Raw genomic sequence first — 24492 nt, forward strand, 5'->3', positions numbered from 1 at the left:
AATAACGTTTCAACGTGGAGCTGATTATGCATACGTCGAACACTGATGTACAGGCCCTGAATAATCCCGCGCCACGTTTTCTCCAATCGCAAAACGTGGCGCGCAGCAACTTCCACCTCAACGCCGCAATGAGCGCAGCGAAGCAGATTCGCTTCCAGTACTCCAAGCCATCCAAAAATAAGCTCGTGCGCGAATGCCTTGATCAGTTGCAGGCATTCCTGGCTTCGTCTAAAGGCGTCCGCCCATGAGTAATGTCATTCAACTAAGCGCAAAAAGCCCCGGGGGGTTTACCCGGATGGACAACGATCTTTATGAGGCCCTGATCCGGGCCGACCTCTCTGGGCGTGAGCTTCGTGTTGCCTTGGCCATTCACCGGCAAACAGCTGGGTACAACCTCGACAGTGCCCGTATTGCTGCCTCCTACATCGCTGAGATGGCGAACATCCACCGTGAGGACGTTTCCCGCATCATCGGCGAGTTACTGCGTCAGCGGGTCATCTACCGCGACGGTGGGAGCAAGGCGCCGATCGGTATTTCCCCCGTTCGTGAGTGGCGAATCGACGCAAAAAACAACCGGAAAAACACAGCCAAAAAAGAGCCACAGTGTGGCGTTTCCACCACGTCCTTAGTGGCGTTTCCACCACACAATAAAGACACAAATACAACTACTACCTCTGACGAGGTAGTCGTCGACGCCGAGCGTCAACCGGAAGCGGCGCCGGAGAAAATCTCGAAGGTGAAAACCGACGCATGCCCACACCGGGCCATCGTCGACCTGTATCACGAAATCCTTCCTGAGCTGCCTGCCGTAACCTTGATCAACAAAACCCGCCAGCAGCACCTGCAAGGCCGGTGGCGTGAGCACGAAGCTCATCGCGACCTGGCGTTCTGGCGTGAGTACTTCCAATCCGTGAAAGCCTCGAACTTCCTGATGGGCAAGGTGGAAGGCCGTTTCGGCACCAAACCGTTCCGCGCCTCGTTCGATTGGCTCATCGCCCCCCGCAACTTCGTCAAGGTCGTCGAGGGGAATTACCATGCGTGATCCCTACAGCATCGAGGCCGAACACGGCCTCCTGGGCGCGATGATGCAGCGTTCCGAGCTGATCGACACCTTGAGCGATGACCTGTCGGCCGAGTCGTTCTACTTCGCCGAAAACGCTGATGTGTATCGCGGGATCATGGCGGTTCGTTCGGCAGGGCAGGCGGTGGATTTTCTTTCGGTCGGCAATCACATCGGTTCGATGGCCGACGGTTCGCCAGCCTTCGCCTACTGCGCCGAGATCGTGAAGAACACGCCAAGCGTGGCCAACGCATCCACCTACGCGGGCATCGTTCGTGATCGAGCCATCAGCCGCGCCCTGTATGACCTGGGTAGCCAAGCGATGGAAATTGCGCACGGCGACCAAGACACACAGTCCAAAATCGCCGCGATTCAGGCCTCCGCCATGGCGATCGACAGCGGTTCTGATGCTGATGAGGTTGTAAGGGCGTCCGACGTACTCGTTGACCAGCTTGAAGTCTGGCAGGAGCGTCACGACCGGCATGAGAGCGGGCAGACCCTGATCGGCTTGTCTACTGGGCTGAAGGACCTTGACGAGAAGCTGGGCGGCCTACAGCCGGAGCAACTGATTATCGTCGCCGGTCGGCCGGCCATGGGCAAGACAACTCTGGCTATGGGTTTCGTTATCGATGCCGCCGTACGCCAGGCAAAGTCAGGGTTGGTCGTGAGTCTGGAGATGAGCAAGGGTCAGTTGATCGACCGCGCAACAGCCTCAGAGGGAAAGATCCCACTAAACCTGATCAAGAACGGTACTGCCTGCCAGGGGCACGGCGATAGCCTGGGCGTTGCGGTGGCCAATCTCAAAAAAGCCAAGCTGTTCATCGCTGACCGCGCCGGCGCCACAGTTGGACGCATTCGATCGCTGGCCCGCCGCCACAAGATGCGCTACGGGCTCGACATCCTGATGATCGACTACCTCCAACTCATGGAAGGCGAGGGCGGCAACCGTACCGAGGAGGTCAGCAGCATCAGTCGTGGCTGCAAGCTACTGGCCCGCGAGCTGGGAATCCCCGTTGTGCTGCTCAGCCAGCTTTCTCGCAAGTGCGAGGAGCGTCCGAACAAGCGCCCGGTGCCGTCCGATCTTCGAGAGTCTGGCGCTATTGAGCAGGACGCCGACGTGATCCTGTTCGTGTACCGCGACGAGGTCTACCACGAAAACAGCGAACAGAAAGGCATCGCCGAAATCATTGTGGGCAAAGGCCGGGATGTCGAAACGGGAACCGTTCGGGCCGCTTTCCTTGGCCAGTACAACCGCTTCGAGGACCTAGCTGCTGGATGGAAACCAGAGCCAGCGGCAGCCCCCTCACCAAAAGTCGCATCCCTTTCCAGTCGCTACGCCAAAAAGGAGACTTTCTGATGAGAGACAAGCAAACGATTTTCCGCTACGGCGGTTACGAAATGCGCTCCCACTCGGAAACTCGATGGGCAGCAATTATGGATGTGATGGGTGTTTCCTGGGTGTATGAGCCGCGCACCGTGATCACCCGCCACGGCGGATACATGCCTGACTTCTTCCTTCCTGCAGTCGGTGCGTTCGTCGAAGTTAAGGGGCCGACCCCTAGCCAGGTTGAGCGCGAAAAAGCGCTGGACGCTCAACAGGTCACCGGCTTTCCGGTGGTTTTTGCTTACGGCCGCGCCGAGATTATTGGCGGTGAGCTGTTCCACGGGATGCTGAGCTATTTCAGTGAGCGCGGTGAGGTCAGCTATTCAACCGCCGAGATTGGTGCAGCTGTTCGCAGCTGGTTCGGCATTCGCACCTACGCCGCTTATCTTTCGGCCGGCGAGCATCAGCGCCGACCTGATTGCGTTCTTCTTGGAGACATCATCGAAGAGGTCATCACGGGCTGGATGGATCGTCAGGCGCGCGAGACTTACCTGAAGGGCCTACACGGGCCAATCAACCAGCGGAAGCTTTCCCAGCATCGACAGGCCAGCCGCGCCGAATGGGCGCTTTCCCAATTCTCCCAAAAAATCATCCAGTGCTGTAACGCACGGGAGGCTGCGTGATGACCGATTACACCGACATCCAGAAAGCTGCCGCATACGCCGCCCAGGACACAATAAGGTTTGCCGACGAAGACGAGGAAATGCGTGCGTTCCAGCAGTTCCACGAAGAGGTAAGCCCGGAAACGGTGCTGGCCCTGATTGCCGACATCGACGAAGCCCGAAACGGCATGAAGCACTCATGCGCGATACGCCTGAAAAAGCAAATCGAACAGCTCGAAAAAGAGCGCGACCAGCTCAAGTCCGAGAACGAGGCGCTGCGCAATGCGTTGCGGCCATTGCTGGCCCATTGGGACGACGTCCGGCCTGGCGAATCGCTCAATGTCGATGCCGCCCGCGCCGCCATGGGAAAGGGAGAGCAGTCATGAACCCGATCATCACTCACCAGATGCAACCGTGCCCGTACAGCTGCGTGTCGACCTGTCTAGCCATGATCGTTGGGCGCCCGGCACCGCAAATCATCGAAGACATGCACCATCCTTATCGCAATGGCGATCTCACCTTGCGGCAAATGCTGGAGCGCCTCGGCGTTGAATACACGGCTTTCTTCAGCCTGGACTGCCCGCCGCTGGCTGACGAGGGTGTGTACCTGTGCACGTCACCTTCGCTCAATATCGAAGGCGGCAACCACCAGATCCTGATCGAGGTCACCGACGAGAACTACTTCGTCCTTGACCCGGTACAAGGGCGCGAGAACCGTAAATATTACGTGGCGCGCGGGAAGGGTGAGGACATTCCGCTGGCGATCGACCTTGGCGGCTTCGTCGTCGACGCCTTTATCTCGCGTGACCATCTTTTGGTCCAGCGCATCGGCAAGCCTTTGGCGGAGGTTGCAGCATGACCAGCCTCCAGATCCGCAACGAATCAGACCGCAACAGGGCCATGGGTCATATCGCCAGCCTGGACCTGAGCAAGCCCAAGAAGCTGGCCATCACCGAAGTGGACCGCAGCGGGGAGCAGAACAAGGCCCTGCACGCGGCTCTGGCCGATATCGCCGCCCAGGTCGAGCACGCCGGGAAGAAGTGGGATGTCCTGATCTGGAAGCGCCTGCTGACCGCCGCCTGGCTGCGTGAGTCGGGCGATCAGCCGCAGATGATCCCAGCGGTAGACGGCAACGGCTTCGACGTCATCTACGAGCGTACCAGCAAGCTCACCGTGAAGCAGTGCGGAGAGTTGATCGAGTGGGTGCACGCGTTCGGCGCCGAGCACCAGGTGCGCTGGACGCAAAAGGACAACTGGGGAGGGCGGTACTGATGAGTGCGTCAGAACAATTCTGGATTGTGATTTTCTTCGCCGTCGTCATTGGCGTGATTGCTGGCCACTTCATCGACAAGCGCCGCCAACGGTCAATCGAGGATTTCGAACGTAAGCGCCGCGAGCGGAAAGCGGAAGTTGAGCGCGCCGCGAGGAAAGCGCTATGAGCATCGAGCGAAAGCCGGCCAAGCCGAAGAAATGCCGCGTAGCTACGTGCAGGGCCTCATTCGTCCCCGCACGCATCGGCCAAGCTGTGTGCAGCCCGGCGTGCGCAATGATCGACGCGCCCAGGCATGAGCCGAAGGCGCGCAAGGCCTTGGCCGATATCGAGCGCAAGGACATCAAGGTCCGCAAGGAGAAGCTGAAGACTAGGGCGGACCACCTGCGCGAAGCCCAGGCCGCGGTGAACGAGTACGTGCGCCTGCGCGACGCGCATCTGCCGTGCATCAGCTGCGACTCCACACCGAACGACAGCGACCTCATGACCGGCAGCCGCTGGGACGCTGGGCATTACCGATCTGTCGGCGCCTGTCCTGAGCTGCGCTTCGAGCCGCTGAACATCCACCGGCAGTGTGTGAAGTGCAACCGCAACCTATCCGGCAATGCCGTGGAGTACCGCATTCGCCTGGTGCAGCGCATCGGCGCCGAGAAGGTTGCATGGTTGGAGGGTCTGCATCCGGCCTGCAAGTACACCGTGGAAGAGATCAAGGCCATCAAGGCCAAATACCGGGCAATGTCCAGAGAGCTGAAGAGGGCTGCAGCATGAATCATGATGCCGAAGAGCTTTTGACTCAGTGGGGCCGCTGGAGCCGTCAACAGGTAGGTGTTCCACGGTGCACATCACCCTCATACGTCCTGATGCGGGACAACGTTGAGCAGATGGATTGCCTGCCATCCGCCTGCATCACAGACGAAGACGCCATGATGATTGATCGCCTGGTGTCAGTGATGGCCAGGCGCTGGCCAATGATGGCCGCATGCATCACCGTGTATTACCGCGGCTTCGATATGACTATGGCTGACGTAGGAAAGGAAGTAGGCCTGGCCCGGCTAAAGGTTCGCGAACTGATCATTGCCGGGCATGCCTACATCGACGGATGCCTTGAAATGCGGGAGGCGGCATGAAGCTCGCCAGCCGGGTTATGGTTGCTGGCGTATGGTGGAAGTTGTTCTCTGTTGAGTTCCAGACGCCCGACGGGAAGTTTTCCACCTACATCTACGCAATAGACGCAGAGCACGCCAGTTATCGCCTGGAAGAGCTGAAGGCTACGGCTGTATTGGGTGGAGAGGTCATTGGGTAATGGTTATTTCTTGACGTGTTAACTCAGTAATGGCACATTAGCGCCATGTTGCGGTTTTACCGCTTCAAACAAGCCCGGCCATTGAGTCGGGCTTTTTTGTGAGCAAAATTTGGCACGCCGTGCTTCGCGGGAGGCAACCGGCTTTGAACTCCGGCCCACTGTAAACGGTGACTGTTCGACTCAGTGGCGTGCCGCCAATTCTCAAGCCTCGCCACTGTGCGGGGCTTTTTCGTATCTGGAGGCCCCTATGGCAGCCCCAGGCAGGAGCAGAAACATGGCCAACCCGACGCCCGAGAGCATCGTAGAGGTGGTGGGTGCGTCAGTGGCCAACAAGGGGATGCTTGCCGGCGGCGCTGTTGGTCTCTACGGCTGGCTTTCCCAAGTCAACTGGATCGGCATATCGGGCGTTGGCATTGCGGTGCTTGGCATGCTGATCAACGTTTACTTCCAGGCGCGGCGTGATCGACGAGAGGCCGAAGCCATTGCCGCAGACGCCAGAAGGGCAGACGCCGAGAGCGCCGCCCGCATCAAGGCCCTGATGGATAAGTGCGGAATATGAGCCCCGTCATTCGCCAGCGCATCGCCGTCACAGTGCTGAGTCTGAGCGCTGCCGGTTTCGCAACCTGGCAGGCGAGCGAGGGCTACACGCCTGTCGCTGTGATCCCCACCAAGGGGGACGTTCCTACCATCGGCCACGGCTCGACCCGCCACGAGGACGGTTCGCCGGTCCGCATGGGCGACACCATCACCCCGCAGCGCGCAGAAGTCCTGGCCCGCAACCTGAACAGCCAGGCCGAGAAGCAGTTCGCTGCATCGCTCCCTGGTGTCGCGTTGCACCAAGCCGAGTTCGATATCTACATGGACTTCGTGGGCCAGTACGGCATTGGCACCTGGCGCGCTGGCTCGCCGCGCCGCGACCTGCTGGCCGGCAACTACGTCCAGGCCTGCCATGACCTGCTCAAGTACAAGTTCGCTGCTGGCTTCGACTGCTCCACACCGGGCAACAAACGGTGCTGGGGCGTCTGGGCTCGCCAGCTTGAGCGTCATGCCAAGTGCATGGCTGCCCAGCAATGATTCGCTACCTGATCGCCGCGCTCGCTGCATGCCTGGTGCTGATCTACGGCGGATGGAGTCACATCCAGGGACAGGCCAAGGACATGGCCGTTGCGAAGGATCGCATTGACACCCTTGAGCGCGCGGCCGAGTCACGCAAGAACACTCAGCGCCTATTGGCCAAGCTCGATACCGAACACACAAAGGCCCTGACCGATGCCCAGACCGCTAACAACCAGCTTCGTAATGCTGTCGCTACTGGCGCTCGCCGGCTGTCCGTCAAGGCCACCTGTCCAGCTGTGCGAAACACCAGCACCACCGCCGGCCTGGGTGATGCAGAAGCGCGAGCCGAACTTGACCCAGCGGCTGGTCAACGAATTGTCGCCATCGCCAACGACGGTGACGAAGGACTGATAGCCCTGCGCGCGGCACAGGACTACATCAACACCGTCTGCTTGAAGGATTTCAGCAATGACCGATAAGCAGCCCACCGACTGGGAGCGCATTGAACAGCTCTACCGGGCAGGACTGCTGTCCATCCGTGAGATTGCATCAAGTTGCGGTGTTTCACACGTTGCCATCCAGAAGCGCGCAAAGCGTGACAGCTGGGTTCGAGACCTTGCCGCGAAGATCAAGGCCAAGGCTGATTCATTGGTTACCAGAGACACGGTTACCAGTGTGGTTACCAAAGAACAGTTGGTAACCGAGCGCGGAATCGTTGAAGCGAATGCTCAAGTCATTGCAAACATCCGTATTGCTCATCGCACTGATATTGGGCGCTCCCGTCGTCTTGCCAACAAGCTGCTGGATGAACTGGAAGGGTTGACCGACAACCGTGACCTGTTCGAACAGCTTGGCGAGATGTTGCGCAATGAGGACGACAAGGGACAGGACAAGCGCAACGACCTTTACATGAAGGTTATTGATCTGCCTTCCCGCTCCAAGACCATGAAAGAGTTGGCCGAGACGCTGAAGAACCTGATTGCCCTTGAGCGTCAGGCCTACGACGTTGGCGCCGAGAAGCCAGGCGATGACCGCAGTCAACTGACGGAAGAAGAACTTGATCGCAGAATCGCCAAGCTCGCAGTCCAGGGCTGACAAGCTTGAGCTATTGGCGTTGCTGGAGGAAAAGGCGCGCCGGGATGCACAGAGGCGTCACCTGCTCCAGTTTGAAACGCTCTATGAGTGGCAGCGCAAGTTCGTAAAGGCCACGGCCGATCACACGTCGTGCATGCTGATGGCGGCCAACCGCGTTGGTAAGACGCGCACTGGTTTAACGATCGATGCCATGCATTTGCTGGGTGATTACCCTGAGGACTGGGAAGGCCACGCATTCGACCATGCGCCGATGTGTTGGCTGCTGGGGTTCTCTATGGAGAAAACCCGCGACCTGCTCCAGACGCCATTGTTCGGCACGCTGGAGGGTGGCAAGTGGACTGGTGGGTTGATACCCGCTGATCGAATCATTGCGCATCTGTCCGCCACCGGCACATCCGGCGCCATGCGGCAGATCACTGTCCGGCACAAATCCGGCAGCCAATCGACAGTGCAGTTCTGGTCCTACAGTCAGGGCCAGCACGCAATCATGGGCGACAGCGTCGACTGGTACCACATCGACGAAGAGCCGCGCGACAAAGCGATCTACCCGCAAGTTCTGACCCGTACCGCAACTGGTGACGGTGGTCTTGGTGGTCGCGGAATTTTGACGTTCACCCCTGAGAACGGGCGCACCGAACTGGTTGTTCAGTTCATGGACTGCCCGGCCGAGGGCCAATACATCCAGCGCGCCACCTGGGCTGACGCACCTCACTTGACTGCTGATACTCAGCGCAAGTTGTTAGGTATGTACCCAGAGTGGCAGCGCGATATGCGTTCGAAGGGGCTTCCGTTGCTTGGCACTGGCTTGATATTCGACTTCGGCGATGAAGCCATTAAGTGTCAGTCGTTCCCTTGTCCGCCGCACTTCTACGTTATCAACGGCATGGACTTCGGCTGGGATCACCCGCAGGCGCACATTCAACTGTGGATCGATATCGAATCCGATGTGATCTACCTGGCCCATGCCTGGAAGAAGTCACGCGTCACGCCATCAACCGTGTGGGGCACCGTCAAGGCTTGGGCAGCAAACATCCCGACCGCATGGCCTTCTGATGGATTGCAGTCCGAGAAATCATCGGGAGAGCAGCAGAAGAAGGCCTATGTGGACGCCGGCTGGCAGATGCTCGATGTGCACGCTACATGGGCGGACGGCGGTGTTGGCGTGGAGATTGGTCTCGTCGAGTTGTACGAGCGCATGACCACCGGCCGCTTCAAGGTTTTCTCCCATCTGTCGGACTTCTTCGACGAGAAGATGAGTTACCACCGGGATGAGAACGGCAAGATCGTCAAGCTCAACGACGACATTCTTTCAGCCGTTCGATACGCATACATGATGCGCCGCTTTGGTCAGCAGCGCTGGCAGCTGGAGTCCAATGACTCAGGCAAATTCCAATCCGAATACGACCCTTACGCGAGTAACTGACATGTGCGGAAAGAGCATCAAGAAGCTGATGAACAAGGCCATTGACCTTGACCCCCTGCGCGGCGGTGACGTGATTCTCGAGGGCCTGGGCCTGCCCAACCTCACCGGGGAGAACACTGGCATGCTGGGCAAGGCTGACCGCGAGAAGGCAGCAGCCAAGGCAGCGGAGGAAGCTGCCGGCTCAGTTGCAGGCGCGGCAGCTCCAACCACGTCCAGTGACTCTGTGCAGGCTGCCGTGGAGGCTGAGCGCAAGCGCCGGTTGGCGCAGTCTGGCCAGGGCGGCACTATCTTGACCGGCTCGTCTGGCGTGCTTGGCAATGCCAACACCAGCCAGAAAACGTTGTTGGGGGTGTAAGTTGGCCGACTCCCTGCGCGAACGCTGCGAGAAGCGCTACACCGCTCTCAAGAGCGAGCGCGACAGCAACTGGCTATCCGAGTGGAAAGAACTGGGCGACTTCATCAGCCCTCGTTCCGGCCGCTGGTACAACACCGACACCAACGACGGCAAGCGCCGCGATCAGAAGATCATCAACCCGCAGGCAACGTTTGCGGCCCGCACGCTGGGCGCTGGCATGCACACCGGCATGACAAACCCGTCGTCGCCGTGGGTGAAGTTCGGCACGCCTGATCCCGGCTTGATGGACTTCGCCCCGGTCAAGGCATGGCTGTTCGCCGCCGAAAATGCCATGCGCGAAGTCATGGCCCGGTCGAACCTGTATAGCGTTCTGCCCAACCGCTACAGCGAAGAAGGCATCTTCGGCACTGCGCCGATGGTTGTGATGCCTGACGACAGCGACCTGCTGCGCTCCTACCCGCTGGCCGTCGGCAGCTATATGCTCGCCAACAACAGCCGCAACCAGGTGGACACGCTCTACCGCGACTTCCGCATGACTGCCCGCCAGATGGAACAGCAGTTCGGCAAGGACAAGATGGACACCGCGTCCAAGAACCTGCTGAGCAGTAAGCCCGACGCCTGGATCGATATCTGCCACGGCATTGAGCCCAACGACACACGCGAGAAGGGTCGCAAGGACAACACCAACATGCCGTTCCGGTCCGTGTACTGGGAGAAGAGTGGCGACAAGGATTCGATGCTGCGCGAATCAGGCTTCAAGGTGTTCCCGGTCATGGCCCCGCGCTGGGATGTGCTTGGCGAGGATGTGTATGGCACCGGCCCTGGTTCCATGTGCATCGGCACCACCAAGGCCATCCAGCTGATGGAGCGCCGCAAGGCAGAGCTGCTGGAGAAGGGCGTGCGCCCACCGATGGGCGCGCCGGCCAGCCTCAAAAATCAGCGCGCCTCAATCCTGCCGGGCAGCATCACCTACCTGAACGATATGCAGGTTGGCGCCAAGTTCGCTCCGCTGTATGAGGTTCAGCCCGCTTGGCTGGGCCAACTGCGTGGCGAGATTGCCGCCGACAGCTCGATCATCGACACCGCGTTCTTCGTCGATCTGTTCTTGATGATCAGCCAGATGGACAGCGTGCGCACCGCGTACGAGATCGCCACCCGGAAGGAAGAAAAGCTGCTGATGCTGGGCCCGGTGCTGGAGCGACAGACCGATGACTTGCTTGATCCGCTGGTCGACATGTACTTCAACCAGATGCTGGAGCAGTCGATCCCGCGCTGGATGGGCCAGCTACCAGGTGCGCCGCTGTTGCCGCCGCCACCCAAAGAACTGGCGAATATGGACTTGCGTATCGAGTTCACCAGCATCCTGGCCCAGGCACAAAAGGCTATCGGCGTGTCCAGCATTGAGCGCGCTATTGGCTTCGCCGGCACTGTGGCCACCGTCACCCAAAGCACCGAGGCGCTGGACCTGCTCGACTCCGACGAAGCCATGCGCCAGTACTTCGAACTGATCGGCGTGCCTCCAACGCTGGTGCGCGCTGATGACATGGTGGTGCAGATCCGTGAGCAGCGCGCCCAGGCGCAACAAGCGGCACAGATGCAGCAGGAGCTGGGTAGCGTCATCCAGGGTGCGCAGATGCTGAGCCAGACCGATACCGGCGGCGACAACGCCTTGACCGCACTTGCGGGATCTGTGTGATGGCCGAACAACAGCCCACCGAACAGCAACTTCAGGCAATCGCTGACTTTAAGTGGTTGATGAGCGACCACCGCGGGCGCCGCTTTATGTGGCGAACCCTCGGCGATTGCAGGTTATTTGAGCCCTCAATCGGTCCCACCGACGCAATCACGAATTACAACGAAGGCCAACGCAATGTTGGCCTTCTTCTTTTGAGCCAGGTGAACGACCTGACCCCATCGCTGTACGCGGTCATGGCTGCCGAGAATGCGCCGCAGCCAATCCCCGAACAAACCCAGGAGACAGATGAATGAGCCCTTTGATGATGAAGCTGCTTGGCCGCGTGTACATGAACGAGGCCCCGGCCGATGGCGGGCAGGGTGGCGGCACTGATGCTCCCGCTCCTACAGCGCAAGCCCCGGCCGGAACGGCTGATGGCTCTGTATTGACCCCGCCCGCTCCTACAACTGATGCGGCGCCGAAGCCCGAAGAATCCAAGCCTGATGATGCTGAAAAGCCCAAGGACGCGGATGGGAAGGAAAAGCCAACTGGCGCGCCTGAGGCCTATGAGGACTTCACCCTGCCCGAAGGCATGGAAATGGATACCGAGGTCCTGGGTGAATTCAAGAACCTTGCCAAGGAACTGAACATTCCACAGGCCAAGGCCCAGCAACTGATCGACTTCCAGACCCAGTTGGCGAACAAGCAGGCCGAGCAATACCAGGCCGCCGTCACCAAGCAGTCGCAGGACTGGGCTGCAGCAATCAAGAACGACCCTGAGATCGGCGGCGAGAACTACGACAAGAGCGTAGAGAGCGCCATCAAGGTCATTCAGTCCTTCGGCGACCCGGCATTGACCGAGTTGCTGAATACCTCCGGGCTGGGCAACCACCCGGCGCTGTTCAAGTTCTGCCACCGCATCAGCGCGGCTATCTCGGAAGACAAGTTCGTCTTGCCTGGCAGCCAGACCACCACCGGCCGTAAGTCGAACGAAGAAGTGTTCTACGGCAACGCCAAATAACCAACGGAGTATTACCGCATGGCCATTATCGCCACTACCGCGCTGACCCTTGCCGATTGGGCAAAGCGTCAAGACCCGGACCAGAAACAAGCCCGCATCGTTGAGATGCTGACGCAGACCAACGAAATTCTCACCGATATGCTCTGGATCGAGGGCAACCTTCCGACCGGTCACCGCACCACCGTGCGTACCGGCCTGCCTACTGGCGCCTGGCGTGCACTGAACGCCGGTATCCCGTCCGAGAAATCGACCACCGCCCAGGTTGATGAGACCTGCGCAATGCTTGAAGCGCTCGGCACCGTGGACGAAAAACTGGCAATGCTGAACGGCAACACCGCCGCGTTCCGCCTTTCCGAAAACGCCGCTTTCGTCGAGGGCATGAACCAAACCATGGCTTCCGCTGTGTTCTACAGCAACAGCGCTCTGAACCCTTCGCAACCGCTGGGCTTGTCGCCGCGCTACAGCGACAGCACCGCGAAGAACGGCCAGAACATCATCAAAATGGGTGGTTCGGGTTCCGACAACACGTCTATCTGGCTGGTTGTTTGGGGTGATCAAACCGTACACGGCATCTACCCCAAGGGTTCAAAGGCGGGCCTGGACCACCAGGATATGGGTATCGAGCTGGTGGACGACGGAACCGGGAAGAAATTCCGCGCCTTCCGCGATCACTACGGCTGGGATAATGGTGTTGCGCTGCGTGACTGGCGCTACGCGGTGCGCATTTGCAACATCGATCTTTCCGACCTGCTCGCCGACACCGACGGCTCTGTGGTCAAGCTGATCGAGAACATGATCCGCGCAGTTCACCGCATTCCGAACCTGAAGATGGGGCGTGCAGCGTTTTACATGAACCGCACCATTCGCGAGTGCCTGGACATTCAGGCAATGAACAAGAAAAACGTTCAGCTCAAGATCGACGAATACGACGGCGAGTTCCGCACCAGCTTGCGCGGCGTTCCCTTCCGTACCGTCGACGCCCTTCTCAACACCGAGGCGCCAATAGTCTAAGACTGCTGGTCCCTGGCTCATTGGAGACAGAACCATGATCACTGACAAGTTGAACACCTTTGCCGCTGCTCAGGTGGTAACCGCCTCGGCGGCATCCACCGACGTCATCGACCTTGGGCCGCTGACCCATGGCAACACCCGCCGCGATATCGGCGCCGGCGAACCGCTTTACCTGGTGGTGGCCATCTTGGTAGCAGCCGCAGCTGCTGGCGCGGCGACTACCAACATTCAGTTGCAGACCAGTGATGACAACGCTACTTGGGTCACGTTGTTCGATTCTGGCGCTCTGGCATTGGCCGACCTCGCGGCCGGCAAGCGCCCGGTACAGGTTGCGGTTCCGCGCGGCGTGCGCCGCTATCTGCGCGTGAACTACGTGATCGGCACCGGTCCACTCACTGCTGGCACGTTCTGGGCTGGCCTGGTTAAAGATGTGCAGGACACTGCCGTCTACGCCAGCGGCTCTGTGATTCTGTAAGGGGGATTTATGGAAGTTACGGCGAAAGAAAAAGGCTTCTACGGCGGAAGCATTAAGGAGGTCGGCGAGACCTTCCTTATCACCAAGCCGGAACACCTGGGCAGCTGGATGCAGCCTGGTAAAGAGCTGGACAAGGTGGTGGTGCAGAAGTACACCGGCTACGTGGCTGCGCGCGGCGCAGCCGGCAAGTTCGTCATCAAGGATGCGGCGGGCCAGATGGTTGGCACCTTTACCGGCAACAAGTCAGAGGCCGAAGCGGAAGCGGCTCGCCTGAATGCTGGCGGTGAGACCACCAAGCCGGAACACCTGGGCCAGCAGGACGCAGAAAACAACGACCAGGCCGACGAGGGCGACGACGCAGGTAATGACACCGACCTGCCAGACGCCTGACCACCAGCAACAACCCCTCAGGGCCCTTCGGGGCCCTTTTCTTTTTCTGAGGTTCCCGAATGTCCAGCGATATCGAAATCTGCAACATCGCGCTGTCGCGGGTGGCGGTTACCAAGGCCATTGCCTCGCTCACCGAACACAGCAAGGAGGCCGAGCAGTGCCGCGTGTTTTACGGGCCCCTGCGCGACTTGGTGTTGCAGGCCTTCCCTTGGCCGTTCGCGGAATCGATTGTTGCGCTTGCTGACCTGGGCAGCCCTGCGCCTGGCTGGGCGTATCGCTACCGATATCCTGCAGACTGCCTGAAAGTGCGTGACATTGTTCAGCCTGGGTTTCGCAGGTCGCTGACCAGCGATATGCAAATCCCCTACAAAATCGGCTACGACGCCGGCGGCCGGGTGATCCATACCGACCAGCCCGAGGCTGTATGCCATTTCACATTCAGGGTAGAAGACCCCACGTTCTTTGATCCGCAGTTCGCCGATGTGCTGGCTTGGCGCCTGTCGATGGACTTGGCGCTACCACTGGCAGCCAAGACCGACCTTGTGCAATTCGCCGCTCAGCAATACCAAATGGCGCTGACCATTGCCGAGGGCTCAGCCTTCGAAGAATCCCAGGACGATCAAGAGCCCGAATCCGAATTCATCACGGTGAGAGCATGAGCAGCGTACTGCAACCCACCTTCGCGGCGGGAGAGCTGTCGCCGTCGGCCAGCGCCCGTACCGACATTGCCCGGTACTACACCGGGCTCAAGCTCTGCCGCAACTTCATGGTTATGCCCTACGGCGGCGTGCGCAACCGTGCGGGCACAAAGCTGGTAGCCGAGGTCAAGGACTCGACGAAGTTCTGCCGGCTGTTTCCTTTCCAGTTCAACGATGTGCAGACCTATGTGCTTGCGTTCAATGAAATGAACATGCGAGTGATCAAGGATGGCGGTCAGGTAGTGATAAGCGCGGCGGGCCCGACCCAGGGACAGCCTTATGAGCTGGCCATGCCGTATGTCAGTGGAGACCTCGATCAGATTGGCTTCACTCAGTCTGCTGACGTGATGACCCTGGCGCATCCAACCTACAAGCCTCGGGAGCTGGCGCGCCTGGGGCATGACAACTGGACCGTGTCCGAAATCAATCTAGCTCCGCGCATTGCCGCGCCGGCCTCGGCAAGTGCAACAAGTGGTGGCGGCGCAGGGGTGCAGCAGGTCTGGCGGTATCAGGTAACTGCGGTGCTGGACGACAACAGCACGCTCGACGAGTCGCTTCCGGTGACCAGCAACTCGATCACCGTGTTCAACGATACCTTGACCGGCCAATTGACGTGGGACGCGGTGCCAGGGGCCACTTACTACATCGTCTACAAGGACAACGTAGGGGCGGGCATCTACGGCTTTATCGGGCGTTCGACTGGCACCAGCTTCTCTGACCGCAACGTTCAGGCTGTCAAAACGGATACGCCGCCCAATGGCAATGACCCATTCGTGGGGACTGGCAACTACCCTGGCGCCGTTGGCTACTACCAGCAGCGGCTGGTGTTTGGCGGGAGCAACCTCAGCCCGCAGACGATCTGGACCAGCAAGACCGGGCTGTTCAAGAACTTCGGCTACTCGACGCCGAACAAGGACGATGACGGAATCACCGCCACGCTTGTCAGCGACAAAGTGAACCGTGTGCGCCATCTGGTTGGCCTGCGCAAGCTGTTGGTGTTCACCTCGGGCAGCGAGTTCACCATTTCAGGCGGCGACACTGGACTGACCCCAAAGACCATGCAATCGGTCCCTGAAGGCTATGACGGCTCATCGATCGTCAGGCCTGTGGTGGTGGGCAACAGCGCCGTGTACGTGCAGGCGCGGGGCAACCGGGTCTCATCGTTCGGGTATTCGATCAATGCTGACGGGTTCGCGGCTGAAGACTTGACGCTGTTCAGCGCTCACTTGTTCCGTGGCCGGACCTTGACCAACGTTGCATACCAGAAAATCCCTGACTCCATCGTCTGGTACGTGCGCGACGACGGTGTGTTACTGGGGATGACATTCATGCCTGAGCAGCAGTTGGTGGGCTGGCACTGGCATGACACTGACGGCTTTGTCGAGTCCATCGCCTGCATCCCGGAAGGCCAGGAAGACGCCTTGTACATGGTCGTGCGCCGCACCATAAACGGCGTGCAAAAGCGATTCATCGAGCGCATGGCCAGCCGGCAGATCCCCAGCATTGAGGATGCATTCTTTGTTGACTGTGGCCTGACCTATGACGGGCGGAATGCCGACACCACCAAGACGATGCGGCTTTCTGGCGGCACTACCTGGGCCTATCCCGAGGTTGTGACCATGACCAGCCTGGGGCACGCCCCGTTCACCGCAGGCAGTGTGGGCGTCAACTATTCCCTGAAGCGCACTGTCACCGCCGAAAATGGCGATACCAGTACGGATACCGTTCGAGTTGAGGTTGTTGGTTACACCAACACCAGCTCAGTAACGGTCAAGCTATTGATCGTCTGCCCTGATTCGCTGCGGAGCCAAGCAACCCCGACGTGGGCGCGCCAGATCAAAACCGTATCCGGCCTCGGGCACCTGGAAGGGAAGAAGGTTTCCATTCTCGCCGACGGCAGCGTACACCCGCAGCGCGTTGTAACTGGTGGCAGCGTGGTTCTTCAGGAATATGCCGGGATTATCCACGCGGGCCTCCCGTATGTTTCCGACTTTGAAACTTTGGACCTTGAGCTTAAAAACGCCAACGAAACGGTTCTGGACAAAAAGATAGCCGTAACGTCGGTGACGGTTCTGGTCGAAGAGTCTCGTGGGATCATGGCGGGCCAGGACAAGGATCACCTGTACCCACAGAAGACCGATCGAGACCAGTATGAGCCGCCAATTGAGTTGCTTACGGGGCAGGCTGAAATCTCCATAACAAACAACTGGCAGGGCAAGGGCCGTGTATTTATCCGCCAGGAAGATCCATTGCCATTGTCCATTCTTGCCGTGATACCGGAGGTGACCATTGGCGGTCGCTGACGTTTTGCCGATTGAACTTGAGGACATCCCAGAAATTCTGCGCGACGTGCGCCAGGCCGATATCGACGAGATTGTTGAGGGTCTGGGCATTTCTCTGGAGCGCGAGCTGCTGGCGGGCATCAATGAAAGCCTCAATGCCCGCAAGATCGTGGTCAACGGCCATATCGTCGCTGTGTTCGGGGACGCGGTGCACAGCGTGCTTGGTTCAATCGGCGTGCCCTGGTTGATCAGCACTACACACGTCGAGCCACACGCCCGGGCCTTCCTCAAGGTCTGCAAGCCCGAAGTACAGGAAATGCTTACCCGGCATCGCCATCTCATCAACTACGTCGACGCCCGCAACACCTCGGCCATTCGCTGGCTGAAATGGCTGGGCTTCGACTTCGGCGAGGCCGTCCCGTATGGGCCTAAGCGCCTGCCGTTCTACCCCTTCACGCTGAATCGAGAGGAATAACCATGTGCTGGATGGCATTGATACCAGTCGCTATTGGCCTGGCCGGCAGCATGATGCAGGCCCAGGGGCAAAAGCAGAACGCTGGGTTTCAGTCGGATATGATGCAGCAGAACGCGGCATTCAAACGGCAGACCGCAGATGAAACAATCAACGCTGGGAATACCTCGGCGGACTGGCAGCGCGTGCGGACCGGGCAGGCTATTGGCACCCAGCGCAGCGTGCAGGCTGCCAACGGGATCGACGTGAATAGTGGCAGCGCTGCGCGGTTGCAGGACGACACCGCCATGCTCGGCGAGCTGGATGCCCTGACGATCCAGAACAACGCCGCGCGCGAAGCATACGGCTATCGCGTACAGGCCAAACAAGACCTGCTGAACGCCAACCAGACCGTACAGAACGGCAACACTGCCGCCACAGGCTCAATCCTCGGTGGCTTGGGTAGCGCCTTTGGCTCATTCGCGGGGGCTCGATAAATGCCACGGGTACCGACATACGACACGGCGCAGGTACAGCAGCAGCCGACCAGACCTATTCAGTTGCAGGGCGTTGCACCTGACACCACGTCTATTGCCCAGGGGCTACAGACGCTTGGGCGCGGCGCACAGATGCTCATGGATAAAGAGCGCGAGAAGGCCGATACCGCGCTGCTGATGGATGCCGATAACCAGCTCACCAAGTGGCAGCAGCAGAGCATGTACGGCGAGAATGGCGCCTACACCCGCAAAGGCCAAAACGCCCTGGACGTTACCAACCAGACCCTGGATCAGTTTGACAAGGCTCAGGCCGATATCGCTAAAACCCTGACCAACGATCAGCAGAAGGCCAGATATGCGCAGATCGTCAACAGTCGGCGTAACTCCCTGTCCAATGATTTGAACCGCTACGAGTACGGCGAACGTCAGAACTATTACGGCCAGGTCGAAAAGGCCCAGCTCGAAACGTCCATGCAGGGCGCGGCGCTGGAGTATCAAGACCCGGCCAAGGTCGACCAGTACCGGCAGAAGGTTGATGCGGTGCTAACCAGTCGCGCCGAACGCCTCGGCCTTTCGCCTGAGGCCGCCCAGGCCGAGCGCCTGGAAACCAACAGTGGCATGTCCACCGCGGTTATCCAGCGGATGCTGATCGACTCGCCGCAGAAGGCCAAGAGTTACTACGAGTCCTACAAGGACACAATGACGGCCGAGGATCAAATCCGCACGAGCAACGGTATTGACCAGGGCTTTCGTCGTCTTGAGGCAGAGGCTCGCCAGCGCCAGGTGGAAGCACGCCAGATGCAGGCCATCAACCGCATGGAACTGAGCAGCCGCGTGCAGGATGCCAGTGCAGCCTATTCCCAAGGCCTGGACTTCGAAAATCCGCCATCGAAGGTAGACTTTGCCGCAGCCTACGGGCCCGAGAAGGGTGCCAAGGAATACGATCGGTTTTCAAAGGTCCAGGCGCTGGCCCCCGCTATACGGGAATTCGCGACCGCCGACCCACAGGAGCGACAAGCAATCCTGGGCAAGTTCCAGCCGGCTCAGGACGGCACCGCCGGCGAAGGCTTCAAGGAAGACAGCCAGCTTTATCAGCATCTGACCAACGTGGGCGTGCGCCTGATGAAACAGCAGCAGGACGATCCTGCCGCATACGTGGCCAAGTACAGCCCGACCGTGCAGCAGGCGTTCGCCGCTGCGCAGCAGGACGGAACACCAGAGGCCTATCAGGCTTACGCGCGCACCACGCTGGCCGAGCAGCAGCGCTTGGGCGTCAAGCAGCCCAAGCTGTTGCCGGACGCCGCCGCCGACCAGATGGCTGCCAACTTCAACACCCAGGTCAACGGCGGAGAGAATGCCGCCACGATGATCGAGCAGCAGCAAGAGTTATGGGGCAAGGACTTCCCGACGGTACTGCAGCAGATGGGTAATAAACTCCCGGCCGAGGCTCAGGTTATTGCCACCGGTTTGCCAAAGGATGTAGCTGAACGCATGGCCTCGGTGGCTGCAATCAAAGACAGCGACCTGAACGCAGGGCTACAGAAAGGCCAGAAGGACGACATTGTCCAGTCAGTTCAGCAAGCACTGGTGCCTTTTGCCGAGTCTCTGCAAGGCCAGTCCGGCGGCATAAACACCTACAGCACGATGTACAAGGCGGCGTTGCGCACGGCCACGTCATACGTTCTCCAGGGCGAAAGCCCGAAGGACGCCGCCAAGCGCGTAGTGGGCGGGATGGTCAACGATAAGTACGACTTCTTCGGCACGTACCGCGTACCCAAAACCCAGGACACCCAGGCCGTCAGCCGTGGCGCCACTCAGGCCATGCGCCAGATCAAGCCTGAAGAACTGATGCCGCTGCCGGGTATCGCCGGCGTCACCGAGGAACAGAACCGCAAGCAGTTGCACGACGCCCTGCAATCAAGCGGCCAGTGGGTGCCGAACGAGGACGAGACCGGTCTTTCGTTGACCCTGAACGGCTACCGCGTGCGCGGCGCTGACGGCCAGCTCATCACCCGCACCTGGGCCGACCTGCAACAGAAAGGGTTGCGCGAGCCCGATCAGTATCGCGTGGCGCCAATGGGGTTCATGCCATGACTATCTATGCAGGTGATGCGCCGGTTCTTGATCGGCAGACGATGCTCGACATACCGGCCGATGCTGGCGAGGTGTGGGACGCGTCCTTTGGTGGTGCATTCTCTACGAACCCGTCGAGCGCCATCATTCGTACCGAGCAACTCGGCCAGGCCCAGGAAGGTCTGCGCCTGACCGGTGACACCGAATCCATTCTGGTGCCGCCGCGCAATGAGCCTGACACTCCGCTTATGGATGCGCAGGTCGCACGCGAAAAGGTTTCAGGCATGGGCCTGGACATAAAAATCCCCGAGCAAGGCATCCGCCAGGGCGCCCTCGACATCCTTATCGACCGCCACCGGGAGCAGGCAGCCCGCCAGCAGGTCATGACCCGGGCGAACGGTGGATCATTCGGTACTCAACTCGGTGCCAGTGTTGCCGCTTCGCTGCTGGACCCTCTCAACATTGCTTCGGCATTCGTGCCCGTGGTGGGCGAAGCGCGTTATGCGGCAATGCTCGGGCGCGCGGCTTCGCCTTTGGCCCGTGCCGGTGTGCGCGCAGGCGTTGGTGCTGTTGAGGGCGCAGTGGGCGCCGCAATCATTGAGCCGCTACCGTTGATCGCCGCCGGTATGGACCAGACGGAATACGGCTTATCCGACTCCCTGGCCAATATCGCCATGGGCGGCCTTCTGGGTGGCGGGCTGCATACCGTCGGCGGTGCTGTTTCTGATGCGTTACGCCGGCGGATTGCCACAGAGCCGACGCCACAGGTCGAGAGCGTGTTGAACTCCGCTGACCGCCAGCCCCCGCAGCCTCTGCGCGCCGCCGACTTTGAGCGCATCTTTGACCAGGATCCAGAAACCGCTTTGCGCGGTGCGCTTGCCCGCGATCTTGAGGCCGACGGCGCAACGCTGTACCGCAATGCCGAGCGCCAGGCTATCGACGAGATACGCCCGACTTTGACGGGTGAGCGTGTGGACAACGTGGCAGACCTACGCGTCGAACGTGTTGCGCTGACTCAGCGCGCGATGGGCCTGGATGCGACATTTAAGGACTTGACCAAAGAATTCCAGGGCCAGCGCATGACCCGCAAGCAGGCAGAACGCGCAGCCCGCGACACCATCGCCGCCCAGCGCGAGCAGATCGGCGCCCGACAGGCTGAAATCAACACCACCCTGGAGCGAAACCGAGCCGGTGAGTTTGATCGGCGTGACCTCGGTTTGATTGAGCGGGGCGAGGTGCCAGAGCGTTTGCGCCCGCAGATAGAGGCTCGCGCCAAGCAAATCATGCAGGGTTATCAGCAACGGCCGCTGGACTCTGCCATCCGCACCGCGCGTGAAACTGCTCAGGATGCCGACTGGATCGTGCGCGACAGCGCCTTGCGCACCGCGGTTGCCCAGGCCGTCAGCGGTCGTGATATCGACGTGCAAGCGCTGTTCGATCTGGAGGCACCAGGCAAGGCCGCTGGCGCCATGGAGTACGTCAAGCGTCCACTGGCGCGCCGGGTTGATCCAGAGGGCCAGGCCGAAAGCCTTCGCGCCGATACCTCTCCAAAGTCTCAACCCCAGGACGACTTCGAAGCCACTCGCCAGCAGTTCGACGAGGACGAAGCCCTGGTCAAGGAAATGCTGGATCAGCTTCCGGAGAAAGACCGGGCCGATGTTCTGGCCGCCAGCCGTGACGAAGCTGACGCCGCCCAGGCCCAGGCCGACCGCGCAGAACAATACTCGAAGGCATACCGCGCTGCCGCTGTATGCGACATAAGGAACGGACAATGACCCCTTGCATCGACGCTGTACGGGCTGCCGCTGGCAATCTGGAAGACAGAGAAATTGCCGAGATCTTCGAACTGTTGCGGGGGAGAGCCAAGGAGCTGATAGCCAGGGAGGGCGCCTTGGGCATGGAGCAGGCAACGTTGCGCGCGGCTGATGAGCTGGGCAAGCAGGCCCAGCACGCGGCACTGATCGAGAAGCGCAATGCCTTGCTCAACCTGCGTCGGCGCGGCGAGATTGTTTCGTTCGTCCGCGGCAGCTTTGCCGACCGGCCAGACCTGGGCATTGAATCGCTGCTGGTGGGTACAAACCTGGCGCGCCAGGGCTCGCGCATGTCGGTCGCCGCCGAGCAGAAGGCGCTGGGCGATGCCTATATCGGTGGGTTCATCCATGATTTGGAGCGCCAGGACCTGGTGGCAATCCTGGCCAAAGGTGATTCGGATGTTGATATCGCCGATGCGCTCTGGAAGATCGGGACCAAGCAGGACACCTCAAAGCTCAACGACCAGGTGGTCAGCATTGCCCGAACCATTCAGAAGTACCAAGAGGCGGCGCGCATTGATGCGAACCGCGCAGGTGCCAACATCGGCAACTTACCCGGGTACATCGCCCGCCAAAGCCACGACGGCGAGAAGATCGGTTCTGCAGGCTTTGATAAATGGCTTGAGGAAATTCAGCCGCGGCTGGACGCCCGCACGTTCGACGATGTAGCCAACCCCACCCAGTTCCTGCGCGGCGTGTACGACGGCCTTGTCTCTGGCGACCACCTCAAGGCGCCGGGTGATAAACCAGCAAACGGCTTCAAGGGGCCGGCCAACATCGCCAAGAAAATCAGCCAAGAGCGAGTTCTGCACTTCAAGGACGGCGTGGCCTGGCATGAGTACAACACGCTGTTCGGTACCGGAAACCTGCGCGAGGCAGTGTTGCGTGGTCTGGATATGGCCGGGCAGAACACCGGGATCATGCGCCGCCTGGGCACCAACCCAGAGGCCAACCTCAACATGGCCATGGATATCCTGGCCGAGGACGTGCGCAAGTCGGGAGACCCGAAGGCGCTGACCAACTTCAATACCGCGCGCGGCAACATGATCGCTAACCGCTTTGCCGAGGTCAGCGGCGCAACACGGATACCTGGAAATGCATGGGCGGCCAGGATATCTGCCAACGTCCGGGCCTGGCAGTCGCTGTCAAAGTTGGGCGGCGCGCTGCTGTCGAGCTTCGCCGATCTGCCGGTGGCCGCCAGTGAAATGCGGTACCAGGGCAAGAGCTTCCTGGGTTCGCTGGGCGAAATGACCGCCGGCCTTGCCAAGGGGCGCGGAAGCCTTGAGCAGCGTGAAATCCTGTCGAGCTTCGGGGTTTATGGGGATTCGATGCGAGGGGAGATCATGCGGCGGTTTTCTGCCGATGACTCTGTGGGCGGGAAGATGTCGCGGGGAATGTCGCTGTTCTTCAAGCTGAACGGCCTGTCCTGGTGGACTGACGCCAACAAGGCAAGCGCTGGGCTGATGATGGCGCACAACCTGGCCCAGAATAAAGGCAGGGCCTGGGGCACGATGGACGCGGGCCTGCGCCGCACGCTGGGACTGTACGACCTCGACGCGGGCAAGTGGGATCTGTTGCGCGGTATGGATACCCGCATGGCTGACGGCCGCGACTACATGACCACCGATGGCATCCCAGGCATCCCCGACGAGCGCATCAGCGCATACCTCGCTGAGCAAGGGCGCAAGGTCTCCGCGTCGGCTATCCGTGAAACACGCGAAGGCCTGGAACGCAGCCTGCGCGCCTACGTGAACGACCGGGTCAGCTATGCGGTGCTGGAGCCGGATGCCCGCACACGTTCGATCATGAACCAAGGCACCAGGCCGGGCACGATCATGGGCGACCTCAACCGGTTCATGACCCAATTCAAGAGCTTCCCTGCTGCTTATATGCAGAAGACGTTGGGCCGGGAGCTGTATGGCCGAGGCTATGCGCCGACGCCACTGGGTGAGGGATACCGGGGCAGCAAGGATCTTATTGCCGCCCTACGCAACGGAAACGGTGAGCGCTTGGCCATGGCCCAGTTGCTGCTGTGGACCACGGCGTTCGGGTATTTGTCCATGTCGGCCAAGGATGCGGTCAAGGGCCGCCAGCCCCGGCCGGCGGATGATCCCAAGACGTGGATTGCTGCAATGACCCAAGGCGGTGGGTTCGGGATCATGGGCGACTTCATGTTCGGTGAGGTCAGCCGCTTCGGCAACAAGCCGCTGGAAACGCTCGCCGGCCCAACCTTGGGCACCGCTGCCAACGCGCTGGACCTGTGGGCGAAGATCAGATCCGGCGACGACGCCGCATCGTCTGCGCTGCGCCTGGCCCAGAACAACACACCATTCCTCAACCTGTTCTACACCCGCATCGCCATGGACCACCTGTTCCTTTGGTCTGTGCAAGAAGCCATGAACCCCGGATCGCTACGTCGGACCGAACAACGCATCCAGCAGGAAAACGGCCAGAAGTTCCTGGTCAAGCCATCGCAAAGCTACCTCGACCCATTAGGCATCACTCGATAACAGAAAAGCCCGCCACTGAAGCCCGCCACTGAGCGGGCTTTTTTTCGCCC

30 protein-coding genes are annotated in these 24492 nt (G+C 60.2%); all 30 read left to right on the plus strand.

The features are described 5' to 3' along the window. Nucleotides 1–26 precede the first annotated feature (26 nt). The 30 genes from ABX75_RS14005 to ABX75_RS14145 all read left to right on the plus strand — a co-directional run bounded on the left by ABX75_RS14005 (nucleotide 27) and on the right by ABX75_RS14145 (nucleotide 24442). A complete protein-coding gene (locus tag ABX75_RS14005; RefSeq protein WP_047882119.1) occupies nucleotides 27–248 on the plus strand; it encodes a hypothetical protein in 222 nt (73 codons plus the stop codon). Then, nucleotides 245–1042, plus strand: a complete 798-nt coding sequence (locus ABX75_RS28440; RefSeq protein ID WP_082136157.1) for a replication protein — start codon at nucleotides 245–247, stop codon at nucleotides 1040–1042. Before ABX75_RS14005 ends, ABX75_RS28440 begins: the two co-directional genes overlap by 4 nt. Further along, entirely contained in the window at nucleotides 1035–2417 is a 1383-nt protein-coding gene (gene dnaB / locus ABX75_RS14015; protein WP_047882120.1) for a replicative DNA helicase, read from the plus strand. The genes ABX75_RS28440 and dnaB overlap by 8 nt, the downstream gene beginning before the upstream one ends. Beyond that, nucleotides 2417–3067 (plus strand): hypothetical protein, encoded by a 651-nt coding sequence (locus ABX75_RS14020; RefSeq protein WP_047882121.1) that lies wholly within the window; start codon nucleotides 2417–2419, stop codon nucleotides 3065–3067. Before dnaB ends, ABX75_RS14020 begins: the two co-directional genes overlap by 1 nt. Continuing rightward, the gene (locus tag ABX75_RS14025; RefSeq protein ID WP_047882122.1) at nucleotides 3067–3432 is read left to right on the plus strand and encodes a hypothetical protein; all 366 of its coding nucleotides are present in this window, start codon (nucleotides 3067–3069) and stop codon (nucleotides 3430–3432) included. Before ABX75_RS14020 ends, ABX75_RS14025 begins: the two co-directional genes overlap by 1 nt. After that, nucleotides 3429–3905: a hypothetical protein gene (locus ABX75_RS14030; RefSeq protein WP_047882123.1), complete on the plus strand. Its 477-nt coding sequence runs from the start codon at nucleotides 3429–3431 to the stop codon at nucleotides 3903–3905. The genes ABX75_RS14025 and ABX75_RS14030 overlap by 4 nt, the downstream gene beginning before the upstream one ends. Continuing rightward, a complete protein-coding gene (locus ABX75_RS14035; RefSeq protein WP_047882124.1) occupies nucleotides 3902–4318 on the plus strand; it encodes a recombination protein NinB in 417 nt (138 codons plus the stop codon). The genes ABX75_RS14030 and ABX75_RS14035 overlap by 4 nt, the downstream gene beginning before the upstream one ends. Beyond that, nucleotides 4318–4485: a hypothetical protein gene (locus tag ABX75_RS29420; protein WP_177329686.1), complete on the plus strand. Its 168-nt coding sequence runs from the start codon at nucleotides 4318–4320 to the stop codon at nucleotides 4483–4485. The genes ABX75_RS14035 and ABX75_RS29420 overlap by 1 nt, the downstream gene beginning before the upstream one ends. Next, nucleotides 4482–5084, plus strand: coding sequence for a recombination protein NinG (locus tag ABX75_RS14040; protein WP_047882125.1), 603 nt, complete (start codon nucleotides 4482–4484; stop codon nucleotides 5082–5084). Before ABX75_RS29420 ends, ABX75_RS14040 begins: the two co-directional genes overlap by 4 nt. Next, a complete protein-coding gene (locus ABX75_RS14045; protein WP_047882126.1) occupies nucleotides 5081–5443 on the plus strand; it encodes an antiterminator Q family protein in 363 nt (120 codons plus the stop codon). The genes ABX75_RS14040 and ABX75_RS14045 overlap by 4 nt, the downstream gene beginning before the upstream one ends. After that, nucleotides 5440–5619, plus strand: coding sequence for a hypothetical protein (locus ABX75_RS14050; RefSeq protein ID WP_047882127.1), 180 nt, complete (start codon nucleotides 5440–5442; stop codon nucleotides 5617–5619). The genes ABX75_RS14045 and ABX75_RS14050 overlap by 4 nt, the downstream gene beginning before the upstream one ends. Before the next feature lie 274 nt (nucleotides 5620–5893). Continuing rightward, nucleotides 5894–6178, plus strand: a complete 285-nt coding sequence (locus ABX75_RS14055; protein WP_053060090.1) for a holin — start codon at nucleotides 5894–5896, stop codon at nucleotides 6176–6178. Beyond that, nucleotides 6175–6693: a glycoside hydrolase family protein gene (locus ABX75_RS14060; protein WP_047882128.1), complete on the plus strand. Its 519-nt coding sequence runs from the start codon at nucleotides 6175–6177 to the stop codon at nucleotides 6691–6693. The genes ABX75_RS14055 and ABX75_RS14060 overlap by 4 nt, the downstream gene beginning before the upstream one ends. Next, nucleotides 6690–7154 (plus strand): lysis system i-spanin subunit Rz, encoded by a 465-nt coding sequence (locus tag ABX75_RS14065; protein WP_047882129.1) that lies wholly within the window; start codon nucleotides 6690–6692, stop codon nucleotides 7152–7154. The genes ABX75_RS14060 and ABX75_RS14065 overlap by 4 nt, the downstream gene beginning before the upstream one ends. Then, a complete protein-coding gene (locus tag ABX75_RS14070; RefSeq protein ID WP_047882130.1) occupies nucleotides 7144–7770 on the plus strand; it encodes a hypothetical protein in 627 nt (208 codons plus the stop codon). Before ABX75_RS14065 ends, ABX75_RS14070 begins: the two co-directional genes overlap by 11 nt. Next, nucleotides 7733–9193 (plus strand): terminase large subunit domain-containing protein, encoded by a 1461-nt coding sequence (locus tag ABX75_RS14075; protein ID WP_047882131.1) that lies wholly within the window; start codon nucleotides 7733–7735, stop codon nucleotides 9191–9193. The genes ABX75_RS14070 and ABX75_RS14075 overlap by 38 nt, the downstream gene beginning before the upstream one ends. Before the next feature lies 1 nt (nucleotide 9194). Further along, the gene (locus ABX75_RS14080; protein ID WP_047882132.1) at nucleotides 9195–9548 is read left to right on the plus strand and encodes a hypothetical protein; all 354 of its coding nucleotides are present in this window, start codon (nucleotides 9195–9197) and stop codon (nucleotides 9546–9548) included. 1 nt (nucleotide 9549) lies between these two features. Beyond that, nucleotides 9550–11244, plus strand: coding sequence for a portal protein (locus ABX75_RS14085; RefSeq protein ID WP_047882133.1), 1695 nt, complete (start codon nucleotides 9550–9552; stop codon nucleotides 11242–11244). After that, on the plus strand, nucleotides 11244–11537 hold the full coding sequence (locus ABX75_RS14090) for a hypothetical protein (protein ID WP_047882134.1): 294 nt from the start codon (nucleotides 11244–11246) through the stop codon (nucleotides 11535–11537). Before ABX75_RS14085 ends, ABX75_RS14090 begins: the two co-directional genes overlap by 1 nt. Then, the gene (locus ABX75_RS14095; RefSeq protein ID WP_053060091.1) at nucleotides 11534–12244 is read left to right on the plus strand and encodes a hypothetical protein; all 711 of its coding nucleotides are present in this window, start codon (nucleotides 11534–11536) and stop codon (nucleotides 12242–12244) included. Before ABX75_RS14090 ends, ABX75_RS14095 begins: the two co-directional genes overlap by 4 nt. Before the next feature lie 18 nt (nucleotides 12245–12262). Further along, nucleotides 12263–13255, plus strand: coding sequence for a major capsid protein (locus tag ABX75_RS14100; protein WP_047882135.1), 993 nt, complete (start codon nucleotides 12263–12265; stop codon nucleotides 13253–13255). 34 nt (nucleotides 13256–13289) lie between these two features. Then, nucleotides 13290–13730, plus strand: a complete 441-nt coding sequence (locus tag ABX75_RS14105) for a Bbp16 family capsid cement protein (RefSeq protein WP_047882136.1) — start codon at nucleotides 13290–13292, stop codon at nucleotides 13728–13730. Between the two features lie 9 nt (nucleotides 13731–13739). Then, nucleotides 13740–14120 carry a hypothetical protein gene (locus tag ABX75_RS14110; protein WP_053060092.1) on the plus strand — a complete coding sequence of 127 codons (381 nt, stop codon included), beginning with the start codon at nucleotides 13740–13742 and terminating at the stop codon, nucleotides 14118–14120. A gap of 59 nt (nucleotides 14121–14179) precedes the next feature. Next, a complete protein-coding gene (locus tag ABX75_RS14115; RefSeq protein ID WP_047882137.1) occupies nucleotides 14180–14779 on the plus strand; it encodes a hypothetical protein in 600 nt (199 codons plus the stop codon). Continuing rightward, a complete protein-coding gene (locus tag ABX75_RS14120; RefSeq protein ID WP_047882138.1) occupies nucleotides 14776–17121 on the plus strand; it encodes a hypothetical protein in 2346 nt (781 codons plus the stop codon). Before ABX75_RS14115 ends, ABX75_RS14120 begins: the two co-directional genes overlap by 4 nt. Further along, on the plus strand, nucleotides 17108–17575 hold the full coding sequence (locus ABX75_RS14125; protein ID WP_047882139.1) for a phage protein Gp13 family protein: 468 nt from the start codon (nucleotides 17108–17110) through the stop codon (nucleotides 17573–17575). Before ABX75_RS14120 ends, ABX75_RS14125 begins: the two co-directional genes overlap by 14 nt. Nucleotides 17576–17586: 11 nt before the next feature. After that, nucleotides 17587–18048, plus strand: a complete 462-nt coding sequence (locus ABX75_RS14130) for a hypothetical protein (RefSeq protein WP_232566321.1) — start codon at nucleotides 17587–17589, stop codon at nucleotides 18046–18048. Next, nucleotides 18049–20142: a hypothetical protein gene (locus ABX75_RS14135; RefSeq protein ID WP_047882140.1), complete on the plus strand. Its 2094-nt coding sequence runs from the start codon at nucleotides 18049–18051 to the stop codon at nucleotides 20140–20142. Continuing rightward, nucleotides 20139–21896: a hypothetical protein gene (locus tag ABX75_RS29425; protein ID WP_256203859.1), complete on the plus strand. Its 1758-nt coding sequence runs from the start codon at nucleotides 20139–20141 to the stop codon at nucleotides 21894–21896. Before ABX75_RS14135 ends, ABX75_RS29425 begins: the two co-directional genes overlap by 4 nt. Continuing rightward, nucleotides 21893–24442 (plus strand): hypothetical protein, encoded by a 2550-nt coding sequence (locus ABX75_RS14145; protein ID WP_144419301.1) that lies wholly within the window; start codon nucleotides 21893–21895, stop codon nucleotides 24440–24442. Before ABX75_RS29425 ends, ABX75_RS14145 begins: the two co-directional genes overlap by 4 nt. Nucleotides 24443–24492 lie beyond the last annotated feature (50 nt).

The sequence above is a fragment of the Pseudomonas sp. ARP3 genome, assembly GCF_001029595.1.
GTDB classification, from domain to species: domain Bacteria; phylum Pseudomonadota; class Gammaproteobacteria; order Pseudomonadales; family Pseudomonadaceae; genus Aquipseudomonas; species Aquipseudomonas rhodesiae.